16 protein-coding genes are annotated in these 23,963 nt (G+C 49.9%); 3 read left to right on the top strand and 13 right to left on the bottom strand.

Annotated elements, in window-relative coordinates:
* Positions 1 to 137: 137 nt before the first annotated feature.
* Together ACTJKB_RS05460 and ACTJKB_RS05465 are read right to left on the bottom strand one after the other, a co-directional pair.
* Positions 138 to 2,702, bottom strand: coding sequence for a LuxR C-terminal-related transcriptional regulator (locus ACTJKB_RS05460; protein ID WP_440832740.1), 2,565 nt, complete (start codon positions 2,700 to 2,702; stop codon positions 138 to 140).
* Between the two features lie 316 nt (positions 2,703 to 3,018).
* Positions 3,019 to 3,702 carry an HAD family hydrolase gene (locus ACTJKB_RS05465; protein WP_440832301.1) on the bottom strand — a complete coding sequence of 228 codons (684 nt, stop codon included), beginning with the start codon at positions 3,700 to 3,702 and terminating at the stop codon, positions 3,019 to 3,021.
* Between the two features lie 84 nt (positions 3,703 to 3,786).
* On the opposite strand from ACTJKB_RS05465, the gene ACTJKB_RS05470 reads away from it, so the two are divergent.
* Complete coding sequence (locus tag ACTJKB_RS05470; protein WP_440832302.1) at positions 3,787 to 4,017, top strand: hypothetical protein; 231 nt, start codon at positions 3,787 to 3,789, stop codon at positions 4,015 to 4,017.
* Between the two features lie 137 nt (positions 4,018 to 4,154).
* Here the strand turns inward: ACTJKB_RS05470 and ACTJKB_RS05475 are convergent, their stop codons facing one another.
* The 5 genes from ACTJKB_RS05475 to ACTJKB_RS05495 form a co-directional block, all read right to left on the bottom strand.
* Positions 4,155 to 4,412, bottom strand: a complete 258-nt coding sequence (locus ACTJKB_RS05475; RefSeq protein ID WP_042211697.1) for an AbrB/MazE/SpoVT family DNA-binding domain-containing protein — start codon at positions 4,410 to 4,412, stop codon at positions 4,155 to 4,157.
* 380 nt (positions 4,413 to 4,792) lie between these two features.
* Entirely contained in the window at positions 4,793 to 6,889 is a 2,097-nt protein-coding gene (locus ACTJKB_RS05480) for a glycoside hydrolase family 36 protein (RefSeq protein WP_440832304.1), read from the bottom strand.
* A 400-nt stretch (positions 6,890 to 7,289) separates the two neighbouring features.
* Positions 7,290 to 8,621, bottom strand: coding sequence for an ABC transporter substrate-binding protein (locus ACTJKB_RS05485; RefSeq protein WP_440832306.1), 1,332 nt, complete (start codon positions 8,619 to 8,621; stop codon positions 7,290 to 7,292).
* Positions 8,622 to 8,745: 124 nt separating this feature from the next.
* Positions 8,746 to 10,392 (bottom strand): response regulator transcription factor, encoded by a 1,647-nt coding sequence (locus ACTJKB_RS05490; protein WP_440832308.1) that lies wholly within the window; start codon positions 10,390 to 10,392, stop codon positions 8,746 to 8,748.
* Positions 10,385 to 12,214, bottom strand: coding sequence for a histidine kinase (locus ACTJKB_RS05495; RefSeq protein ID WP_440832309.1), 1,830 nt, complete (start codon positions 12,212 to 12,214; stop codon positions 10,385 to 10,387). The genes ACTJKB_RS05490 and ACTJKB_RS05495 overlap by 8 nt, the downstream gene beginning before the upstream one ends.
* A gap of 226 nt (positions 12,215 to 12,440) precedes the next feature.
* Between ACTJKB_RS05495 and ACTJKB_RS05500 the strand changes: the two genes are divergently transcribed.
* Positions 12,441 to 13,331 carry a carbohydrate ABC transporter permease gene (locus ACTJKB_RS05500; protein WP_074107327.1) on the top strand — a complete coding sequence of 297 codons (891 nt, stop codon included), beginning with the start codon at positions 12,441 to 12,443 and terminating at the stop codon, positions 13,329 to 13,331.
* A complete protein-coding gene (locus ACTJKB_RS05505; protein ID WP_440832311.1) occupies positions 13,331 to 14,167 on the top strand; it encodes a carbohydrate ABC transporter permease in 837 nt (278 codons plus the stop codon). Before ACTJKB_RS05500 ends, ACTJKB_RS05505 begins: the two co-directional genes overlap by 1 nt.
* Positions 14,168 to 14,323: 156 nt before the next feature.
* Here the strand turns inward: ACTJKB_RS05505 and ACTJKB_RS05510 are convergent, their stop codons facing one another.
* The 6 genes from ACTJKB_RS05510 to ACTJKB_RS05535 form a co-directional block, all read right to left on the bottom strand.
* Positions 14,324 to 16,684: a beta-galactosidase gene (locus ACTJKB_RS05510; RefSeq protein ID WP_440832312.1), complete on the bottom strand. Its 2,361-nt coding sequence runs from the start codon at positions 16,682 to 16,684 to the stop codon at positions 14,324 to 14,326.
* 99 nt (positions 16,685 to 16,783) lie between these two features.
* On the bottom strand, positions 16,784 to 18,364 hold the full coding sequence (locus tag ACTJKB_RS05515; protein ID WP_440832314.1) for an ABC transporter substrate-binding protein: 1,581 nt from the start codon (positions 18,362 to 18,364) through the stop codon (positions 16,784 to 16,786).
* A gap of 64 nt (positions 18,365 to 18,428) precedes the next feature.
* A complete protein-coding gene (locus ACTJKB_RS05520) occupies positions 18,429 to 19,352 on the bottom strand; it encodes a carbohydrate ABC transporter permease (RefSeq protein ID WP_440832316.1) in 924 nt (307 codons plus the stop codon).
* A 17-nt stretch (positions 19,353 to 19,369) separates the two neighbouring features.
* On the bottom strand, positions 19,370 to 20,296 hold the full coding sequence (locus ACTJKB_RS05525; RefSeq protein WP_440832318.1) for an ABC transporter permease: 927 nt from the start codon (positions 20,294 to 20,296) through the stop codon (positions 19,370 to 19,372).
* Between the two features lie 183 nt (positions 20,297 to 20,479).
* Positions 20,480 to 22,051, bottom strand: coding sequence for a response regulator (locus ACTJKB_RS05530; protein ID WP_440832320.1), 1,572 nt, complete (start codon positions 22,049 to 22,051; stop codon positions 20,480 to 20,482).
* 37 nt (positions 22,052 to 22,088) lie between these two features.
* Positions 22,089 to 23,825: a sensor histidine kinase gene (locus tag ACTJKB_RS05535; protein WP_440832321.1), complete on the bottom strand. Its 1,737-nt coding sequence runs from the start codon at positions 23,823 to 23,825 to the stop codon at positions 22,089 to 22,091.
* Positions 23,826 to 23,963: the final 138 nt, after the last annotated feature.

A 23,963-nucleotide genomic window follows, 5' to 3' on the forward strand; every position in this document is an offset into this window, starting at 1 on the left:
TTCATATATTTCTCACAAATAATTCCGTTCTCCAAGCTCCACTGTGTCATTATTCATTGTGTTCATCCCACTATAAGCCTTTCTATGCAAAAAAGTACCTCCCCATTTGGGGAGGTACGGGCAAAAATATAGGATAATTAATCCATTATACTCAATTCTTTGGCACGCTGCAGCGCTTGTATCCGATTGTTCGCCTCAAGCTTTCTGTACACATTCCGAATATGGAACTTTACGGTTTCACCTGTGATGTTAAGATCTGACGCGATCTGCTTATTCGTCAATCCGCCCGCGATCAATAATAGGACCTTCGTTTCCTGATCGGTAAGTAATTCTTTACGAGGCTGTTCGACTGGTAAGCCGCCCTGGCTCGTGACCTGGATAACCTGGAGCAGTTGCTGTACATAACCAGATGTAACAAGCGGCGCGTCCCCCCATTGATTGCCCTGAAGTCTCTTCCCATAAGCCGCCAGCAGTTCAGCCATCGCAGGGCCTTCATCTATAAAACTGCGGATATACCCCTCCGGCTCTGCCAAATGCAGGGCTGTCTCTAACTGAAGCAACGCTTCCTCCAATTGACCAGAGCGTTGAAGTACCATACTGCGCAGAATGAGGACCTGAATCCGATCCCGCAGACGGTCTTCCTTATCCAACATGCGAATTAACTGTTCCAGCAGGTACAGTGCATCCTCCATCCGTTCACAAGCAGCCAGTACTCTGGCAAAAGCAAGATACTCTGAGACCCGGTTCAGCGAAACCTCATCCGTATGGGTCATCCCGCATCTATGCAGCCAATCCTTTGCTTCTTGAACCGAGCCTTGCCGCAGGGACAGACAAGCCTGTTCCGCTTCGATTCTGTACATAAATAATTCGTTATCCGGAGAGTTAATCTGCGATTTTAACTCGGTCAGCAGCGCTGTGGCCCGACTCCGATTCCCTTTGGCTTGCTGGATTCTTGAAGCACTAATGGATATTTGAATCAGAATCCGCGCAAAAGGCAACATATCCTGGCGTCCAACTACCATAGCAGCAACCCGCTCCGCCTCTTCCAGCCGGTTCCACTCATACAATAACTTGCTGTAAGAGGCACATAAGAAGCCGAGAAAAGGGTATTCCTGCTTGCTCTGCCACAGTGTAATCCATCTCAACAGAAAAGCATCCGCTGCCTGAAGATCGCTGATATGTGCGAGCAGATCATCAAATGAATCATAACCTTGGTATCTGTTGCGGCCCACCGTTTGAAAGAAACTGCCCTCCGGCATATACTGTTCAACCAACCCGAAGTAGGCTGACGTTTGTTCCAAGTCTTTTTGAAGATAAGCGGTGATCGCATGGAAAAAGTAGATATTGCCCATGGCCTGCTTCCATTCCACCTCAGCCAGTTTTCCCTCCAAAGCTTGGAACCGGATGGTAGCTTGTTTCACTCTGCGGAAAGCTGCTGTCCATTCTCCAACGCCCAATAAGACGGATATCACAAACAATTCGATCATCGGCTTCTCCGCAAAGGAGTTTTCTGGTAACACGGAGACCCAGCGGATCAATACCACACTTTTTGTCTGTACTAGCATATGTAAATTTTTCTCAATTAACCGGACGGCATCCTGAAACTGTTGTCCCTCTAAATAATGCTCCACCGCTTCTTCGTCAAATCCCAGATGCTCCAGCCCGTTTGCTGCGCGGATATGCACCTGCACCCACCGGTCCGGGTCCATTCGGAACAATTGCTGCTGCAGAAAATCAGAGAGCAGATGATGATACCGGTACCATTTCCTGTGATCATCCAAAGGGACAATGAATAGATTCATTTGCTCCAGTCTTTCCAATTGTGTCTGAGTGTCCAGTTGACCGCTTACCGCCCCACATAATGAAGCGTTCATACGGTTTAAAATCGAAGTTTCCAATAAAAAATCACGTGTCTGCTGCGGCAGATGTTCAAATACCTCTTGCAGCAAATAATCAGAAATATGATGCTGATGACCGCTGAACTGCTGAAGGGTATCCGCAATATTCTCACTTTGTTTCAAAGAAAGAGCTGCCAGCTGTAATCCGCTGATCCAGCCTTCCGTCTGCTGGAACAGCGTCTTCACTTGCTCCGGGGATAAGCCTAAATCCGTTGTTTCGCGAAAAAAGATAAGTCCCTCGTCCAATTGAAAACGCAAATCCTGCATTTGAATCTGATGTAATTCACCTTTGGCCAGAAGCCTGGCGGTCGGTATGGACAGATCTGTACGGCTGGCAATATAGAGATGAATATGAGGTGGTAAATGCTCTAGCAGATAGATCATGGACTGGTGGATAGCTGAAAGTTCAATCACATGATAATCATCGAGAATAATAACCAGATCGTGGGGATAGCCGTTCAAGTCATTCAGCAGTTCTATGATTGCAGGCTCGGAACACGTTGAAGGCCCTATCTCAAGCAGGGATTGAACTCCCAAGCCAAACCCCGGCTCTCTCTCCTGAATGGAGGCGGTGAAGTAACTCCAGAACTGAATCCAGTCATTATCCTGCGGGTCCAGTGACACCCAGGCCACAACGCTGCGGCATTGTTTGACCCATTCACTTAACGCTGTGGTTTTCCCATATCCAGCCTGCGCGGAAACCAGTGTCAATTTGGCCGTTCTTCCTTCATTCAGCTTATGAATCAGCCTCGGCCGGGATACCAGAGATTTACGCACATGGGGGATATGAAGTTTTGTGCTCACCAACAATAAATATCCCTCCGTATATGTATAGTAAACGATGAATTTGTAAACGTAATGCTTATATTCGCTATACGTTAGCGCGGTCTCTTTAATCTCATATTATACCAGACTATCTGAATTAAAAATATGAACGGGCTCTGTACCCCCATCGAAACACCAGCCCTAAGAATAGTAAATCGTCTGGCAACTTTGTTAACGTGCCTTCCGTTAATCCCTTAGACGTCAACACGGGTGCCCCTCATGCCGGATTATACGGCGAAAGTGACACCCGTGTGTACGTGCTTTTGATTATTGGGATTCGCTTCGATTTCAGCACTTACTCCGTGCTGTTGTCGTAAAGGCCGATCAGCTCATCGAAAGCGGAGATAATGACATCCGACCCGTTCAACTCATCCTGGCGTCCGAACCCTGCGTAGGCGCAGCCGATGACCGTCTGCCCGTTGCCTTTGCCGGCCTCCACATCGGAGGAGCGGTCACCGACCATCCAGGCGTCCTTAATACCATGTTCGTCCAGAAGGATGCGCAGCAGTTCGGTTTTGGTGGCGGTACCTTGTCCGCCTGCACTGTAGAGGCCATCGAACAGCTCTTTGAGCTTATGCACTACAACAACGCTGTGAATGTAACTCTCCAGCCCGTTGCTCGCTACGAACAGCTTGACTCCGCGCTCATGCAGTGCCGCTAGCGTCTCGGTTACCTTGGGGTACAGAAGGGTACCGCCTGCCTCCAGTCCCTCTATTTCCAGCTGCAGCAGCAGCTCATCTGCGCGGCGGTGAACAGCCTCATCGGCATCCGGCATCACATTCTTCCAGATCTGTGACAGCAGCATGCCCAGGCTGCTTAGAATTAGCTCCTCTGGTGGAGTAGGCCCGGAATAAAGACCCTCTTCCCGCAAAACATCAAACATTTTATGATAAGCAGGCAGCAGCAAACTTTCCGTCTGAAACAACGTTCCATCCATATCAAAAATGATCGCTTCCGGTTTCTTCAACTTCGTACTCATGAGATGACCCAGCCCTTCTCTATTGTTCTGTAGGTGCTGCCTTCTGCAGGCAGTATGCTTCCGTCTTACGCCCTATAATATAGGATGGAAGCTGGTGCTGTCTATGTACATGCCATTGTAGCTTGTGATAAATATATCAATATCCCATCACAGATGCAGGTAAAGAGCGTTTCCGGAACTATTTTGATTCAACCTGCGGAAAAAGAAGTGCTGTGCTCGGACTTTCTGATGCATCCCTGCTTCGGGGATATGGCGGATGAAGAAACCATGGATACTTTGCTCCGCGAAGGTGGGGACAACCACGGCACAAGCTGATTTGCGAGAAAGCCAAAGGGCTTGCGGGATGCCGTCTTTTAGCTGTGCCCATCAAAAGGGACCGTAGGGCAATCCACCATTATGGTGAACGCCCTACGGTCCCTTTTGTCTAAAATGTAATGCTGCTGGCTACTGGCTTATATGTGGTCGAAGCTGGCAATCAATTCGTCAAGCACATCTTTGCTGACCATTTTGCCTTTGAAGTTAATGAGGTTTTCCGCACTGCCGGAGAAGATGCAGGTAGGCTCATATTTTCTGAGAATGATCTTTTCCCCATCAACGAAAATCTCGAGCGGGTCCTTTATGTCAATTCCCATCGTTCTGCGCAGTTCAATCGGAATCACGATTCTTCCCAGTTCATCCACTTTTCTTACAATTCCTGTTGCTTTCATCACTATGCATCCTCCCTTAAAATAACACTTAATAATCATTGGTGTTAAAAGCTATCAAAGCTTCTAAATAGTAGAAATGATTAACCTATATCTGCATTGTAAAGTGCTATTTCTTTCCTGTCAATTTTATTTCTACATCTTTTGATATATATCGACAAAATATTCAACAAAGTTTAGAGCAAATTCGACAAAATATTAGGTTAAGCACTATTTTATCCAAAATTCATACCCATTAACAGTTTTTTATTTTACAAAAAGAATATAATCCGCTAGAAAACTAAATAGACGCATTTACAGAACAAGAAACCCTCCACCAGCAGAAAGACGGTTTCTGCTGATGGAGGGTTGATATGAATTTCATAATATCAGTTCATGTCAGAGGATCAGACGTGAATTTCGAATAGACGGGCGGTCTTGCCCTGCGGGATCGAGACAGTCAGCACGCCAGCCGGCTTGTCCCAGCTCCAATCGGAATGATGCTGCTTCGGATAAGCACAGCATATTTCCGCGGCCTGGCCCTGCAGCCCGGGAATCGGAAGCTTAACCTCTGCTTCTTCTCCGGCAATCCGCCAGACTGCGAGATAGCGTGTATCGCCATGGCGCAACCCAAAGCTGACCCATGCGCCTTCGCTATCAGGCAGGCCCAGCGGCCAGAAAGGCGTCGCCTGCGGAATGTAGGCGCGGATGGATTTGTAATAATCCAAGGCTTCCTTCACCAGTTCTCTGCGCCGGGGCTCAAGCTCCGCCAGATGTCCACTCTGGTGCACACGGAGCAGCAGTGCATTGACCATGTTGAAGATGACCTCTTCATCATCGCCTTCACGCAGCGGGTAGGACCAGACAGCTGATTGCTCCGGCGTGAGTGCTGCCGGCGACCCTGCAGCAATTGCCGCGTACTGCACATAGTCCTCCTGATCGCTGGTGGACTGGATGCTGTGCCGGCTGAGCATGGCATAGTCCATTCGCATGCCGCCGCTGGAGCAATTCTCGATCACCAGATCCGGGTAACGGGTAAAAATGCTGTCCAGCCAGGCCAGATAAGCCCGGTTATGCTGCAGCAGTCCGTCGCCGAAGCTGTCAGCATCCGTCTCCGTCCCTATGCCTGCATTGATGTTATAGTCCATCTTGATATAGCCGACTCCATACTGCTCCACCAATCTGGCGATAACTCCGTCAGCGTGCGCAATAACCTTAGGACTCCGGTAATCCAGCTGATATCGGCTGCGGTCCTTCACCCGTTTGCCATGGCGCATGAAAAACCAGCTGTCATCGGTCTCAGCCAGCTTTGGACTGTTGATCCCCATCACCTCAAGCTCCAGCCAGAGGCCGGGAATCATCCCTTTACTGCGGATATAATCCAGCACATATTTAATTCCCTCAGGGAAGCGCTCGGCGGAGGGCTCCCACTGCCCGACGCCATCCCACCATTCTCCTGGTGCATACCAGCCTGCGTCGATGCAGAAATATTCACAGCCGACATCGGCGGCGGCATCAATCAGCGGCAACAGCTTCTCCGTCGTCGGACTGCCCCACAAACAGTTCATATAGTCATTGAAAATAATCCGCAGCAGCTCGTTATCCTCATTCGGACGGCGGATTATCCGCCGGTAGGCGGTAAGCTGTTCTGCTGCTCCCTGAAAGCCATCCTGCACTGCGCCGACGGCTACCGGAACCGAGGTGAAATCCTCACCCGGCTCAAGCTTCAGCCACCAGTGGTTGTCATGCTCGGTCGGTCCGCTGACCAGCAGTGTGAGCTGGTCCACTTGATCGGTCAGCTCCCAGTGCCAGGAGCCGTTATGCTCAATCTGCCAGAACAGGCTTGTTCCGCTCTCCTTGTTGTGCAGGACAGCCATAGGAAGCAGTTCTGCCGCCGACCAGGAGCCGGTGTTGCTGGCGGCGATACGCTTGGAGCCACGGTCCGCCAGATGGGACATGCCCAGCTCCGGCAGGCGGTAGGTCCGCCATTGCAGCTCACTCTGCCATCCGCTGTGGGCAAGGGTGACCTCTATTTTATCGTTACGGTCTCCGTTGCCTTCCTTATCTACTCCGGTAAGCGCAAAAGTCGAAAGATATTCGACAGCGGCTACTTCCGTACCTTCGTTCTTCAGCACCGTCCAGCAGCGGACCGTCTGTACGCCGGTATAAAACTGAATATGCTGTTCAGCTCTAATTCTGGTAACCGGGTCAACCAGACCGATCTCCAGCTTACGGCCAAGGGCATTTACGCTATCCTCATGGCCTGCATATTCCATCCGCAGCCCCGGGTAGGAAGCGCGGTGCGTGCGCCCGTGATACTCATCCCGGTCCTCCCCTGAGAGCTGTAATTCCAGTAGCCGGAACCCCGGTTTGTTCTTCTCCGCAATTACTCCATCCTCTAATGGCGCTGCACCAAAATGCAGCAGCCGGACATCCTGCTGCTCCGTAATTTCAATCGTAAGATAAAGTCCGTTTTCGGCAATTTCAATGAGCTTGCTGTCCATAGATCATTCGGCCTCCTGACAAATGTGGTTGTCTCTACCCTGTCTTGTGTCTCCTAATTATAAGGTGTCTTTTGTATTCGTAACTGAAGATTTTTAGATCTGTTGCAAAAGTGAAGAAGTAACGGAGGGAAAGTTTGGAATTGGAGGAGCGATAGCGTCCGCCTAAAAGCTTTCCGCAGGAAAGCTCGCTTCGGAAGCATAAGCTCTGCGGATTTCAACCGCGAACAGCGGTATAATCAGGAAATCTGCAGACAACAGCGGCCGGAAATCCAAACATTTCCCGCAGTTACGGCAATTCACTAGGCAGGTGTCTGAAATCTGTGTTACATAAAAAAGACGGCTTATCCGGTAAATGAAATCTTACCTTCAAGAGCCGTCCAGGATGGAAGCAATTCAAATCTTATTGTTCAGCCGATCCGAATTGAATCCAGGCTTTTTGAATTTCATCGATGGCCTGATCTTTGGATTTGCTGCCGCCGATATATGCCTGCATCAGCTCACCGAATTTCTGGTGGAAGGTATCCAGAGAGTAGTTGACCGACAAGTCGCCGGATTTCTCGGTTTTGAGGATTTCTTCCATTTCCTTAGGCATTTGCAGGTCAGGCATTGGAGCATCCTTGATTGGCGGAATGACTTTTGCCACCGTGGAGAACCAGTTTTTACCGTACTCGGAAGTATACAGCCAGTTGAAGAATTCAATAGTTTCCTTAGCTACAGCGGAATCCTTGTTGATGCGCAGCGCCTGGTCGGCACCGGTAATGATCTGTGCCTGCTCTGGCTTGTCACTGACCGGATATCCGGCGATGCCCAGATCAAAGTCAGGGGTAATCTTTTTGATGGCTTCTTCATCCCATGCGCCTTTACCCGTCATAAACGCTGCTTTGCCAAGAGCGAAGTCACTGACTTCCGCATTGCTGTCGCGTTCCAGCGGCTTGTCCGTTCCGTGTTTGACCGTGGTGTCAATGAAGTTGAAGAAGTTGTTGTACAGTACAGGATGATCCTTAAAGGTAGTATCTCCGGCGATGAATTTGCCTACAAGTGTCTTAGCATCCATGCCGGCATCCGTAGCAGCTGCATCCACGAAGTGTTGGAAGATGTGTTTCCAGACCCACCACTCTTTATAAGCGTTGGCAAAAGGCGTAATTTTTTTGGCTTCGAGCTTGGTGATTGCAGCATCCAGCTCAGCTGTGGTTTTTGGAACTTCAGTGATGCCTGCATCAGCAAGCAGCTTTTTGTTGTACATCAGGACGAACAGGTTACCTTTGACCGGAAGTCCAAGTACCTTGCCATCCGTGGATGACATATTGGAGCGTACGGCATCAGTCATCGCACCTGCCAATGGTTCGTTGGTCAGATCGGCACTATATTCAGCAAAAGTGTCGATATCTCCGCCGGCTGTAGTCTGGAAGACATCCGGTGTGCTGCCTGCGGCAATTTTCGATTTGAGGACCGTATTATAGTCGGCCTGCATAATTTCCAGGTTAATGGTAACGTTCGGCTTTACCTTTTTGTATTCGGCAATGTAAGCATTGAAAGCATCAGTGTATTCAGGAGATGCGGTGAACATATTAATCGTGACAGGCTTAGATGAATCTGTCGCCGTATTAGCTGGCGCATTGGTTGCGCCTGTGTTGTTAGCGGCATTATTGGTGTTATTCCCGCCACAGCCGGCCAGCAGTCCTCCTGCGAGCAGCAGACTCGCGGATAGAGCCATAAATCTTTTTACCTTCATGATGTGTTGCCCCCTTTTCCTCATGTTTCTTGTGGTCTTGGTGTTATTTTAAATAAAAAGAAAAAGGATAAGAATGTACATAAGTGATCTTATGAGGGTAAAAAAGTGTGCTGATGTAACCGTTTCACTTTTCTCCCTCTGTGAGCAGCAGCCGAAATTCAGAAGGTGAACATTCATAGTAATTACGGAACGCCTTGCTGAAATAGTTCTTGTCCTTATACCCCAGCCTCTCGGAGATATCCTGGATTTTGAGCGCGGGGTCCGACAGCAGATCTTTGGCTTTGTCCATTCTCACCTTTTGCACATACTCATGAATGCCATATCCATATTGGCCCTTGAACAGCTTCATTAAGTATTCTCTGCTCAGGAAGTACTTATCCGTAAACATCGATATTTTAATATTCTCGAAATAATGGTTATCAATGTATGCTTTAATATTTTCCAGCACACTGCCCCGGTCACCGGCAAGCGATCTGCTGATTTCTCCGGCATACACATCCAGAATTCGGCTAAGCACGGCCTCGAACTCTCCAAAGGTGGCAAAATCACTGCCAATCCCAAGCCCCCGCAGCCCTTGGCGCTTTGTACTGAGCAAACGCTCAGGGACCGCATTTAGCTCCTGGGCGATATCCCCCAGCAAAATAATAAATTCCTGAATGGTGCGGTCCGCTTCGCCCAGGCTGAACTTCTCCGAGGTTTTCCATTTGCGCGTAAAATCACTGAGAATGCTCTTCGCATGGCCCGTATTTCCGCTCTCCAGGCTGCTTCGGATCAGCGGCATCCGCCCTGTCAGAGAAGGGCTGTCTTTGGCGGCTGGTTTCGTATATCCGCTATTTGAGACTATGCTGCCCTTCAAGCTCAGCAGATCAATACCATCCAGCGCAGCCGTAGCCAGCTCATAGGACTGCGCAATGTCCAGACAATCACTGTATGGCTGTCCAAGCCCGCTCGCACAAATCATCCCGAACAGTTCCTTCAGCGTGGATACCGCCTTCTTCATATGATGAAGCGAGAGAAACGCCGCATCTTCCCCGTAGCTGCCTTTCAGGGTAAATATAACGATGAATTCCCGCTCGCTGCGGGGACTGGCAAAGCTGAAGGCCTCAAAATGGCCGTCACTGTTCTCGCTCATGACATTAGTGACGGCAAAATGCAGCAAATCCCGGTCCTCATGGAACCGGTGATGACGCACCTGCTCCAGATTGAGCATCCGAAGAACGCCTACAGCGAAATGATTGCCGGGCTTGTCCGCGCCGATCAGCGGCAGAAATGCCTCATTGGACTGGTTCTTGAAGCTGCGTTCAATGATCGACAGATACATCTTCTCCTTCAGCTTCGGAAGGGACATATTCAGTGTGATATTGCGGTTAATGAACTCGCTCTCCTTCTTGCGTTTGGCCTCGAGCACATCGACAGCCTTCCGCAGCGCACTGTTCAGATCCGCACGGTTGACCGGCTTGAGCAGATAATCCACAACCTTGGAGCGGATAGCTTGCCGGGTATATTCAAAATCGTTGTAGCCGCTAATCACAATCAGCAGCAAATCGGGAAATTCATGTTCAGCGATTCTAAGCAGCTCGCTCCCGTTCAGCTCCGGCATTTTCATGTCCACCAGGGCCAGATCTATCTTATGCCCGCGAAGCATCTCCAGCCCCATTTTCCCGTCCGTTGCCTCGAGCACCTGGTCAACGCCCAGGCCCTTCCAATCGCCAAGAATATTGATCGCTTCGCGCAGCGGCTCTTCGTCGTCTATGATCAGTACTTTATACATGTTGTCCCAGCCCTCCCCGCGGTAACCGCATATCCATTTGTGTTCCTTGCTCATTGCTGGCAATAGTGAGCCCCGCTTCGTCACCGTATAAAAGCTTCAGGCGGGTATTCAGATTCTTAAGGCCGATGCTCTCCGTATACCCTTCTTCTGCTGACTCTCCGCCGCGGTCATCCCACTGAATCTGTAAGGTGCTAATTACCTGCTGCAGCCGCTCTTCCGATATACCCGGTCCGTCATCCAGTACAGAGATCACGCTATATTCGGGGGTAATATGAGCTTCAATCCGGATGGTAACCGTACTGGATACCTTCTCCAATGCATGCTTGATACAGTTCTCCACCAGGGTCTGAATCGACAGCTTGGGAATTCTCAGCTCCAGGAGACTGTCATTCCAGGCGTATTCCACCTGCATGCGGCTGCCGAAGCGGGCTTTTTGCAGGGCCAGATAACGTTCGATATGCTTCAGCTCCTCCCGCGCCTGCACCACATCTCTGCCGCTGATGCAGTACCTCAGGGTAAGTGCCAGATTATCAACCATCTCGACAATATCATCATTATTGTTTTTGAGTGCCTTGGTGGAGATGGCCTGCAGCGCATTATAGAGGAAATGCGGATTAATCTCCGCCTCCAGTGCCTTAAGCACAGCGTTTTTCTCGACAATTTTCATTTTATAGCGCTCATTGATCAGCTCATTAGTTTTTTCCACCATCTTGTTGAAATGGCGTGACAGGTAAGCGATCTCATCACTGCCCTCCACGGTTGCTTCGGCATCAAAGCTCCCGGTACTGAAGCGTTTCATCTGCAGCGACAGGTTCTTCAGGGGACTGGTGATCTTATTGGAAGTGAAGCTGACGAGAATGACGGACACCATCAAAAAGAGCAGACCGATCGAATAGCTCAGTTTGCGCGTCGTCGTCGCTGCTTCATAGATCTGCTTGTAGGGAATCGGCTTAATGAGCTTCCAGCCTTCCTTTTGGCTGATATCATACATGACCAGATATTTCTGCCCGCTGTCGGACCAGGTCAAACGTCCGCCTTGGGCCGGAGTCAGCTTCTCCAGCAGCCCCGCTTTTTCACTTTTGAGAACAAATTCACGGTCATCCACCACAAACGGCTGATTGTCGGGACTGACATACATCAGATGCTCCCCCTCATTAAAAGGAATATCCTTCATAATCTCATCCGTCACACTGGAATTGAAATACAGGGACAGCACAGCCTGCGGCTCCCGGGTCACAATGGAACGCAGCAGCCGGTGGTAGCCCATGAAGCTTTTCTCAGTATTGATAGGGTAATCGCCACTACTCTCCTCAGGCGACCGATCCATCACGAAGGACTGGTACGAGCGGTTGAAGGGGCTGGCCAGTGCACGCTTGTACCACGACAGATTCTCGATCGGCGGATGCGGTGCCACCCGGACGGTAATATTATAGTTCTCCTTGGTCACATAATAATATTTGTGCTCCTTGATGACGTACAGGTAAATCGCTTCCAGATCATTGCGCGAAAAATATAGATTCTTCAAATAATCCTCTACATACATCTTGGACGCATAGTCCCCGGATTCATGCAGAATCGCGTAGTTGAACTCATCATAGGAGATCTGCGGCAGTGACAGCTGGCCGATCCCGTCCAGATAACTCTCCAGATTACGCCCCACCAGGAGCAGGTTGTTACGGGTGCTGGAAATGCTGCTGTTCACCGATTCTTTGCGCAGCATGCCGTAGGAAATGAACGTCAGTGAGGTCACAACCAGAATAATGATAATCGTGAACAACAGGATCAGCTTGTTCGCCAAACGCCGGGAAATCCGCTCCAGCAAAGGCTCAAACAGCTTGTATAAGATTCTTTTGATGGTGCCTTCCTCCTTCTTGCACGGACTTTGCGGGGAAATGTTCAGTTCACCTTTTTACCCCTAACTGTACTCTTAAATCCATTTTTGAGTATAGGGGTCTGCTCTATAATACACAATATAGACTAACCGGAATGGTTATGTGTGGCAAGCCAGTACAAGACTCCCACCCTATAAATCAAGAAGAGGTGCTTCCATGTTAAAAACACTCGGCAGAAGATGGCGCGAGAAATTAGACTTTGGGCTGTTTACACTCCCTGTTCTAATCTGTATCGCTGTTGCGTTCTACATTCCTTTTGTCATGACCATCCGGTATTCCATGACGAAATGGAACGGAATATCCAAACATCCCAAATTCGTTGGCCTGGACAATTTCAAAATGATCTTCTCCGGCGATACTAACTTTTCCAATGCGGCCTGGTTCACGATCAAATATGCGGTCCTCTACATTGTGATTGTCAACGTGCTGGCGATCCTGCTGGCCGTACTGCTCGATATGAAGCTGAAGTCCACCTCTTGGCTGAGAGCGGCCTTCTTCATCCCTTACATTCTCAGCCTTGTCATCGTCGGCTTCATCTGGAAATTCATCTTCATGCAGGGCTTCAACTCGCTGGGTGACAGCACAGGCTGGTCGATCTTCGGACTGAGCTGGCTGGGAACACCGGGGTTGGCATTTATCTCGATTCTAGGCGTTTCAATCTGGCAGTCCATCGGATTCTACCTGGTAATCTATATCGCAGGTCTGCAGTCTGTCCCTGAGGATCTTAAGGAAGCAGCCACGGTTGACGGTGCAGGCGCCATGAGAAGATTCTTCAGCATCACACTGCCGCTGCTCGCTCCATCCATAACGATTTCGGTATTTATGGCGCTGACCAACTCGATCAAGGTGTTCGATGTGATTCTGTCGCTGACCGGCGGCGGTCCCGGAGGAACTACCTACAGTATCGCTTACGATATTTACCGGGATACTTTCCAGAACAATCTGTACGGATACGGAACAGCGAAAGCGCTTATCCTGTTCGTAGCTGTACTGGTAGTGACGATTATCCAGCTGACAGTCTTCAAACGAAGAGAGGTTGAGGCATAATGAAAACAAACAACAACAGAGCAGGCCGGATCATTCTCGAAGTGGTTCTGGTTATCCTCTCTCTTCTGTTCCTATATCCGCTATTCTTGACCATTATCAACTCGCTAAAAAGCTTCAGCGAGGTCATGACCGACGTAATTGCACTTCCGAAGCATCTGACGCTCAGCAACTACTCGTATGTCTGGAAATTTATCAACTATCCGAGATTGTTCCTGAACAACTTTGTAATTACCGGCCTTGGTCTGCTGGGCATCGTATTCGTCTCATCCATTGCCGCCTATAAGCTGGCACGGACCAAATCTAGACTGAGCGGAATCATCTACTTCCTGTGTATCATGCCGATGCTGATCCCTTTCCAGTCCATCATGCTGACCGTGCTGCAAACCGCCAAGAACCTGAACCTCTCCGAGAGCACCTGGGGACTGGGACTGCTGTACTGGGGATTCGGCGCACCGCTGGCTGTGTTCATCTATCATGGTTTTGTAAAAGGAATTCCGCTGGAAATCGATGAGAGCGCCACAATCGACGGAGCCTCCAGCTTCCGGCTGTTCTTCAGTGTCATCTTCCCGCTGCTGAAATCGGTAACGACAACCATCGTCATCATCGACGTAATGTGGATCTGGAATGACTTCCTGCTCCCGCTCCTGATGGTCAATGGTTCACCGGATACAAAGACTCTGACGCTCGCTGCCTACACCTTCGTTGGACAATATACCTCGGACTGGCAGTATGCGATGACAGCGATGGTAATGGCTGTACTGCCTTCCATCATCGTGTTCATCTTCCTGCAGAAGTATATCGTCAAAGGCGTTGTAGCCGGAGCCGTGAAAGGCTGATTCAGATTCAACCTGGAAGCTGCTGCTGACAGACAAAAGCCCCGCCCAGCAGAGAAATCTGCTTGGGCGGGGCTTTTGTGGTTCTTTTTTCCGTCGCTTGATGAGCGGATAAAGCGACTACTACATAGCAGAAAATTGACCCACTCTATCGTCCGCCTATTTCCGCAATGCCACCCGGTATACCGGAACCGCCGTAACGCTGTGGAACACAGCGGTCGCTTCCCCGGTAAACTGCTTCTCGACCGCCATCGCGGCATCTGCCGCCACAGTAGTGACCCCCTTGCGCAGCGGGGTCGTCTCAAGGATGATCTCTCCGCTTCTCAGTGTATCCCTGAAGCGCGACAGCCCGATCTCCCATGGCGCACCATTATAGAAATGATCGTGAAAGAGCTGGCCGGCCGCAAAGGCATAGCCGACATTTCCGGTGTAATCGACGCTTAACAGCACCTCTTCCACACCCTCCAGGAGGTCCGGCGCAAGTTGAAGCGCGATTTTGTGGTCATGAATCCGGTGGATATCCAGCCGGATCTCCTTAGCCGGGAGTTCCAGATCGAAGCTGTGGAACCACTCCTCTCTATGCTGCGCAATCGAGCAGGCGGCGTGCGCCGTTGTCCACCGGGCAGGCGCCGCCGGGCCGCCTGCATATTCCCGGAAGGAGAAGCTGCTCTGGCCGCTGCTGAAGAATTCAATGCCGTCCTGCGTCTGTACAGGCGGAACTTCTGAGAAAATAATCCGCTGCTGCCCTTCATCCTCCATCTCCCACAGCATGGCGGCTTCTTTGGCACTCATAGCGTAAATACGGATCTCCCGGGCTCCGTCCTGTGTAATCCGGATCATTTCCGAACGGTCATGCGGAATGAGAACCGAGTACTCGTTCTCCGCACCTTTTTCGACCGTTCCGGTGTATGCTGATATGCCGGTAATGGCTGCATGTGCATCAATCAGAAACTCCCCGTCCACACCCTCCGGCATCGAGAAAAAGTACGTAGACGCTTCCGCAGACTCCACCCGCGTCACCGGCTGGGCCGTAGCAAAGCGCAGGTTCAGTCCGTCCAGCGCAAAGTTGAACGGAAAGATGAACGACGCGTTTTTGTGGACGGTTAGCGAGCTTTTCCTTGGGAATTCAATGGATTCGTCAGCCAGCACAATGGAGAACCGGACATCCTCATGGGTATCCATCACGACATGATCCTGATAGTTGTTCACGAACAGGAACCCGGCTTTGCCGTCTGTCCGGACGGCATACCGCAGCGAATGCGCATCTTCAGGAGTAATGTTCTCCGCACCTTCCGGCAGGACGGTTGCCATTGGCGCAAGCCGTTCCCCGAACCGGTGCAGGAAATAATGCAGTGGCCGCAGCAGATGGCCCGATTCCCGGATCTGCCCGAACTCTCCGATCGGTGCCTGGAAATCATACGTGATTCTTGGAGTGGTGCTCTCATTCAGGTAGCCCGTTTTCCCTATTGGATTCGTGCCGCCATGGAACATATAATAGCCGACAAAATTGCATCCGCCCCCAATCTTCATCAGGCTCATTGCCATCACACTTTCGGGCTCAACCTGGAACCGCGACAAATACCAGGTTTGCATCCCTCCGCCCATTTCACAGCAGGCAAACGGATATTTAGTCTTGGGATAGGGAGGATTGAATTCACCCGTCTCAGCAGCTTCATTATGATAATTGACAAATACATACTCCGGTGTCGGCTTCTGGTCAGGATTCTGCTCGCTGATGCTCCACGGCGTATAGGCATAGCCGCCGTACAGCGGAAGCACCTCATCCTCCAAAAATGGCGCAGCGCCCCAGCCTGTACTGGTATAGAAAGGTGCAACCATTCCTGCTTCCTCTGCATACTGCTTAAGCAGACGCATATGCTCGGTGCCGGCTTCCCCGCCAAGTCCGCCGCTCAGGTATTCATCCCCTTGCTTCGCGGTCAACTCCCACAAGGCGGCAGCGGCATTGAATTCATTCTCCAGTTGAATGCCAACCACCGGCCCTCCGTCTTTGAACATCTGCCCCGTCGCCTGTATTCCAATCTCATAGAACAGCCTGTGGACATAATACAGATAGCCTTCGTCGTTGGAACGCACATCGAAGGAACGCCCGAACAGCCAGTCCGGCAGTCCGCCGTTGCGGACTTCTCCATGGCAGAAGGGACCCACACGCAGGATGACATACATTCCATTCTGTGCGCACAGCTCTACGAATTTCCGCACATTGCGGTTGTCCCGCCATTCGAAGACCCCTTCGATTTCCTCATGATGATTCCAGAAGATGTAGGTGGCCACAATATTGATCCCGGAACCTTTCATCTTACGGATCTCCGTCTCCCAGCAGTCTTCCGGGTAACGGGAATAATGGAATTCGCCGCAGATGGCAAAATACGGCTTGCCGTTCAGTTCCATATAGTAGTTGGTGAAGCTGATGTGATCTCCCTGCGGATGGGTTCCGCCCAGCCGTAAGGTCGCCGGATAAATGTCTTTCGGGGCAATGCCCGCATGAATGGTATAAGTCATATTTTGCAGCTCCATTTCTATATAAATAAGGGCTGCCCCAAAGCAAATGCTTTGGAGCAGCCCGGAAGCCGATACATAAGCTTCACTCTTATTCAGCTATTATTTTTTTGTGGCCAGGAAAGCATCAATTTGAGCTTGCATTTCCGTCTGGACCTTGTCAATGCCAGCGGCTTTCAACTGCTTGATCAGGTCAGCCTGGCCTTTTTCGACATCATCAATCAAACCATATTCCAATGGAATAGCGTACCGCAGCATTACGTTTCCGATATTCGCCACTTCGTTCTTCACTTTTGCGGAGTCGAAGACAAAAGTTTCCAGCGGGAAGTGGTAGACGCTTGACTGCCAAGTGTTGAACATATCGTCAGCTTCTTTCGGATAAGCCGCATCTTGACGGTTCAGCGGGGAATTCCAGCCCCAGTTCGAGAAGCCTGTGTAATTCGCAGCCGCAGGACCGGCAGTGAACTTGTCATCGCCTTGAGGAACATAGTTGGTTCCGGCAATACCGTACATCGTCAGATCGTGAATTTCCTTGTCATTCTGCAGCAGATCAATCAGCATCAGGGAACGTTCTGCGTTCTTCGAAGTGGCATGAATGGACATACCGTTCTGAGTTGCGATAGCAGCAATTTTCTTCTTATCCGGAGTAAGGTCGGCAATGGCCAGCTCCACATCCGGTTTGTCGCGGCGCATTTCGGCAAGGTTAGCAGCTACGGTACCCAGGTTGTGGGCATAAGAGGAAACCTTTTCTGCTTTGACATCCTGCCATACATCATTTTTGTTGCTTACTACGTTTTTGGACCATGCGCCATTATCGGCCAGATCTTTATAGTATTTCAGCAATGTTGTAAATTCTGGAGTGTCATAAATGTCGAATATTTTACCAGTAGCATCATCCAACTTATAAGCCAGTGGCAGCAGGTTCGCATCCACCAGGTTGAAGTTGTTGTTCTGCTCCAGCAGGATTTGATCCAACTCATGGAACTTCCAGCCATCGGCAGGTTTTGCTCCGAATGCATTCATACCTTTTTCACTCTTAGCAATCGTTTTCAAGTAATTGGCATAGGTTTCAGGACTGTTGATTTCCGGAAGATTGTATTTCTTGCGCAGGTCTTCACGATACAGGACAACTTTGTCAGTAACTTCCACATTATTGTTCGGAACCATGTAGAGCTTGCCGTCCACTTTCGCTTGTTCCCAGTTCACTTTTGGCATAGCTTCCCAGGTTTTTGGCATGTACTTGGACAGCATGTCATCCGTCAGTTCCAGAAATCCGCCTTTGAGTGCCTGGTCGTTATAAAAGGCCCAGTTCGCTGAGTACACGAGGTCAAAATCCTCATTCGCTGCGAATTTCAGCGGGTACTTCTGTGTCCAGTCAGACCAGTCCAGGAATTCTGTTTCTACAGTAGCATTGATTTTTTCTTTCAATTTGGTGTTGAGCTCTCCAAATACCTTGTCATAATCCCCCGGCTGGCCGCCGATCAGGAGCATTTTGAGCTTGACCTCTTTGGAAGTGTCAGGAGCGCCGGAATTCGTGGCTGCCCCTTCTGTAGCTGTTGCTCCGGCGTTCGTGGCTTCCGCAGCTGTATTGTTGTTGTTGCCGCCTCCGCATGCACTGAGGATTGTACCCAGTGTCATCATCGTTGCCAGCGTAACTGTAAGTTTCTTTTTCTTGTTTGTCATGGCAGATAGTGCCCCCTAATGAATTAGTATTGGGTTTTATATTGATAACCGGGTTGCCCCGGGATTATCCTTTGACCGCACCAACAGTGAGTCCTTGCACAAAATACTTTTGAATGAATGGATAAGCAAGCAGGATTGGTCCTGTAGCCACGATGGTCATGGCCATCTTCAAGCTTTCCGTAGGCAGATCGGAATTCACTACCGCACCCGAGGCCATCATGGCCTTACGCATGCCATCCATGTTGCCCAGCATTTTGTAGAGATAGTATTGAAGCGGCATCAGCTCAGAATTGGAAATAAAGAGCAGGGCATTATACCAGTCGTTCCAGTAGGCCAGTGCGATGAACAGGCCGATGGTAGCCAGTGCAGGCTTGGACAAAGGCACAATCAGCTGCATGAAAATCCGGAAGTCACCCGCTCCGTCAATTTTGGCAGATTCCGTAATGGCATCCGGGATGCTGCTCATGAACGACTTCATTACGATAATGTAGAATACATTCATCATCATGGGCAGAATCAGCACGAGAAGCGTGTCTTTGAGATGCAGGTAGTTGACGATCATCAGATACCAGGGCACCAGACCTCCACTGAACAATGTCGTGAAGAAGAAGAAGAAGGAGAAACGTCCACGCCATTTAAAATCTCTCCGCGACAGCACGTAAGCTGTCATTGAAGTCAAAAACAGTCCGAACAAAGTGCCGAGTAATGTTACAGTGATCGTTACACCGTAAGCTTTGAGCATATCCTCCGGATACTTAAACAGCAGGCTGTAGGCATCTGTGGAAAAGTCAGTCGGGATCAGCTGGAAGCCTTTCTCGATAATGGTGCTCTCCTCGCTAAGTGAGGAGGACACTACCAGAATGAAGGGAAAGATACAGAATATCGCAAGCAAGGTAAGTGACACATATCCGATAACCGACAGAAGCAGACGGTCCGTATTAACACGCTTGCGCACCTTTGTGGTTTGAATCTTTGCAGTAGTACTCATGGCATTACCTCCTTTTCTTAGAATAGGGCACGGTCTTTATCGTATTTGCGTACAGCATAGTTGGCCAGCATGATCGTTACAAAACCAAGCAGGGATTGATAGAAGCCTGCCGCAGCGGACATTCCAATCTCATTCGAGGTTGTGAGCGACCGGAATACGAAGGTATCAATAACGTCAGTGGACGAGAACAACAGTCCGTTGTTACCGACCATGTTGTAGAACATCCCGAAGTCACCCCTGAAGATGTTGCCGATGGCCAGCAGAACCAGAATAATTACTGTAGGCATCAGGTTCGGAACCGTAATCTTCATAATACGCTGGAAAATATTCGCACCGTCAATTTCGGCTGCTTCGTACATTTCTGTATCAATGCCTGTGATAGCCGCCAGATACATAATCGTTCCATACCCCAGTGTCTTCCAGGCAGACACAACTACGAGAATAACCGGCCAATAAGAGGCAGTATTGTAAATGTCAACCGGCTCCATGCCGAGACCCTTCAGCAATACGTTCACGGTACCCACGTCGAAGTTGAACAGGTTGTACGCGATGGCCCCAACCACAACCCAGGAAATGAAGTAAGGCAGGAATAGCATCGTTTGTGTAATCTTCCGGAACCATTTGCCGGCGACCTCAAACAGCAGGATTCCCGCAAAAATTTGAAGCACGTTGTTCACAATGATAAATGCAATATTGTACAGCGCCGTGTTTCGGGTTACGCGCCAGGCGTCACCTGAACCAAAGAAGAATTTAAAGTTATCCAGTCCGTTCCACGGGCTGCCGAAGATACCGCCAGTGTAGTTAAATTGCTTAAACGCCAGTACAATACCCGCCATGGGCACGTAAGCGAATAACAGGAAAAACAATACCGCAGGAGTCAGCATGAGCAGCAAAGCTTTGTGCTTCTTGACATCATCCCAGAATCCGTGTTGTTTCTGTTTCATCTCGAATCCCCTTTCCATGTCACTTTTCTCTATAGCTTTATTATAGAGAACCGCTTACCTGGTGTGGATTCAGCCCATCAACTAAAAGTAATACTTTTTCAACGATCGGTTGAAACATATGCTTTTCTAAAATGCAAAAACGTTGCCCGGGGTCTGAAAACGGCCGGGGCAACGTTTTTGCGGCTATATTTTATGCTTTTTGCGGTACTCTCCCGGCGTCATGCCCGTGATCTGTTTAAACTGCCGGTTGAAATAGATAATGTTTTTGTAGCCCATGCGTTCGGCGATCTCATATATTTTGAGAGTCGGATCGCTAAGCAGCTCGGATACCCGGTTCGTCTTGCGTTCATTCACGTATTCACTAAAGGGAAGCCCATATTCCTCCTTGAACAGAAAGCCCAAGTAATTAGGAGTGAAGTCAAAATGGGCTGCCACCTCTTTTAACGTAATCTTCTTCTCCAAATTCTCCTCAACATAACGCATAATCTCATCAATCAGCTTGCGCTTCTGCCGCTGCCGCTTCACGTACAGCAGCTCCGATAGCTCGAAGAACCTGCGCCGCATCCAAGAGAGGATGTCATGGATGGTCTCGAACTGGAACAGAATATCCGGCTGATGGGATTCCCATTGCAGCAGCTCGTACAGATTCTCGTTCTGCTGCTGAAGGTCAGCATGAAGCTTGGAGGTAATGCGGATGATCAGCTCGTAGACTTCCTTCCTTCCGGCGCCGGGAAGGTCCTTCGTGAACAAAACCATCAGATGGTCATCTATCGCTACGAGATCATACTGGATGATGGCCTCCAGCAGCTGATCTACCGTTTGTTCAATATGCCCGCCGGGTGTTCCCTTTGGCGAAGATTGTATGGTATCGCGAATCAGGCGGTTCTTGCCCAGCAGCCACTTCGCACTCAGCGCCGCCTGCGCTTGCTGATAGGACCCGTGCAATCCTGCCTCTTGTGCTGCATACTGTCCTACACCTACGGTTACCGTGCAGGGGGATGAATCTGCTACTTTGCGGATCAATTCCTCCAGCAGACTCAGAAAGCTGTCCTGCGGGAGTGAAGACAGAATGACAAACCGGGTATGGTGGACAGCAATCCAGATGCCCAGCTTGGCGTCCTCGACAAAGGCTTTAATCACCCCGGCAATTTGCCGCGTAATGCTCCGGGTGTCTTCCTCGGACCAATCGCGCATTTTCCACTCCAGATCATCGATCTCCACAACCGCCGCTGCTGCACCTTTCTGCAGCAAGGGAATCAGAAGACTCCGCAGATGCGGCTCCGCTGGCTCAGGTGATGCCTCATCGAACCAGCGCAGAAGCAGCTCCTTGTTCACCAGAGACAAGGCTTCGGTGAAGGAGCGGTCCTGCTCCCTTTCCTGCTCCATGTTGGTGCAAAGTGTCCGCAGCATTTCGTACAAGTCCTTATCCTGAACGGGCTTCAGCAAATATCCCGAGGCATTGATCTCGATGGCCTCTTTGGCATAACTGAAATCCTCATGTCCACTGATGAACACAATTTTGGTCTTAGGACTCAGCACCTTGGCCTTGCGCGCAAATTCAGTACCGGTCATAATCGGCATCCGGATGTCAGATAAAATAATATCGACCTGTACTTCCTCCATAATTTTCAGCGCATTAAAGCCGCTGCTCGCGGTGCCCACTACGGTAATATTTAATCCGCTGGCCAGCACTCTTCGGCGCATCCATTCCAGATCAATGGCTTCGTCGTCCACCAGCAATACGTTAATGCTCATATCTTAATGTTCCTCCTGTGTCAGTACAAGCTGCAATTTATGGGGCAAATTCTACATCCTGCTCCTCATTATCCTTCATCCCGGCGGGAAGCAGCAGTTGAACGGTTGTGCCCGCACCATAATAACTCGCAATGGTCACTCCGTAGTTGTCCCCGTATCTAAGCTTGATTCGCTCATTCACGTTCTTCACTCCATAACCCCCGGCCTGGCTCGGTCCTTGCATCATTCGTTTGATGTCCGCAGGGCGCATGCCAATTCCATTGTCGATGATTTTCAGCTCAAGATTACTGCCTATCCGCCGGCCGGTCAGCCGGATCGCAATCGTCTCCCCAAACCAAGCATGCTTGAAGATATTCTCAACAAAAGGCTGCAGTACCAGCTTGATAACCTGCATGTGCAGAATTTCCTCGTCTACATCCACATATACCGTGAACGCATCCGCATATTTAACCCGCTGGATTTCAAGGTACGTGGCGACCTGCTCCAGTTCCTTCTCCAGTTCAATATAGACATTGCCTTGATTCAGCGTTAACCGGTAAAAGCGCGAGAGTCCCTGTACCATTCCTGTGACTTTGTCAATCTCCCCGAGGTTTGCCAGGCTGCTTATCGTTGAAAGTGTATTATACAGAAAATGCGGATTGATCTGCGCCTGCAGCGCTTCCAGTTCCGCTTGCTTCTTTTGGATGCCCTGCACATACACGCTGTTGATCAATTCCTGAATATTGATTGCCATCACATTGAAGGAGTCCGCGATCTGTACAAATTCATCATTGCCCGAAAAGCGGATGCGCTTCTGAAAGTTCCCTTCCTGGAAGGACCGCACTAGCCCCACGATCCGGCTCATCTTGCGCCCGGACAGACGCGCCACCACATAGCCAATCACCGTCATCACCAGGAAGCTAAGGGCACATACTGCAAAAATTACACGGCGCAGCCTGCCGGCATCCTTCGTTAAATACGTATAGGGCACCAGAGATTCGATGACGAAGCTGCTGCCGGGGATCTTTTCATGCAGACTCAGGAAATTACTGCCCGGTTCATCATAATTCGCCGTGCCGCGCTGGAACAGAATATCGCCGGTGGTCTCTTCCACAAGCCGGAGGGTAATTCCCTCCTCCAGCGGGAAGGTGTCAAAGCCCCCGAACAGATCCTCAAGGGATACGGTGATACGAACATAGCCGATCACGGTTTTATAATCGCTGAAATTGAGCAGTCTGCGGACATGCGAAAGGTTACCCAGCTTCTTGTCCGTATCAATCTGCAGCCAGAGATTGTCCCGTTTCGAATCTTTGAGGGACTTGTACCACTCGCTATCAGCGATATCCTTAAGCGGCAGAATATAATAATCACTGTCTATGATCGGCTCATTCAGATTGTCGCCGGATACAATGTTCAGATCACTGTTTGGCGTATAGAGCATGAAACGGATCTTGTTCCCGAACAGCTGCAGCGGTGCCGTGATCTGCGGAACGATCTGGTCGATCATGGCGAGATAGATATCAAACGGTGTACCTTTGAGCTCAAGGGCGCGCTGAAACGGCTGGCTGCCGAACAGGTTGTCCGACATCCGCTGAATTTCGTCCATTTGATATCGGATATTGTTCCTTGACTGCTCCATTCCCGTCCGGATGTTCGACTCAGCCATCTCCGTCCGCGAATCAGTAAGCATGGAATAGGAGATATAGCCGATAGTTACATCGGTCAGAAGAACCAGCAGCAAATAGGGAACCATCATTTTATAGGTGAAAGGCATATATTTCTTCAGCTTGGGCATCAGTTGCAGAACATCCTTTGGTATGGATTTCGGTATGTCTATATTAACGTCCCCATGCCCAGAAATAAATAGGCATAAGAATAAATGGCTTCGCCGTCCTCTGAAAGAGGCGGCATCCGTTTCAGTCGAGAGATACAG

It is taken from the genome of Paenibacillus sp. 22594 (genome assembly GCF_052044425.1).
Taxonomy (GTDB): domain Bacteria; phylum Bacillota; class Bacilli; order Paenibacillales; family Paenibacillaceae; genus Paenibacillus_AQ.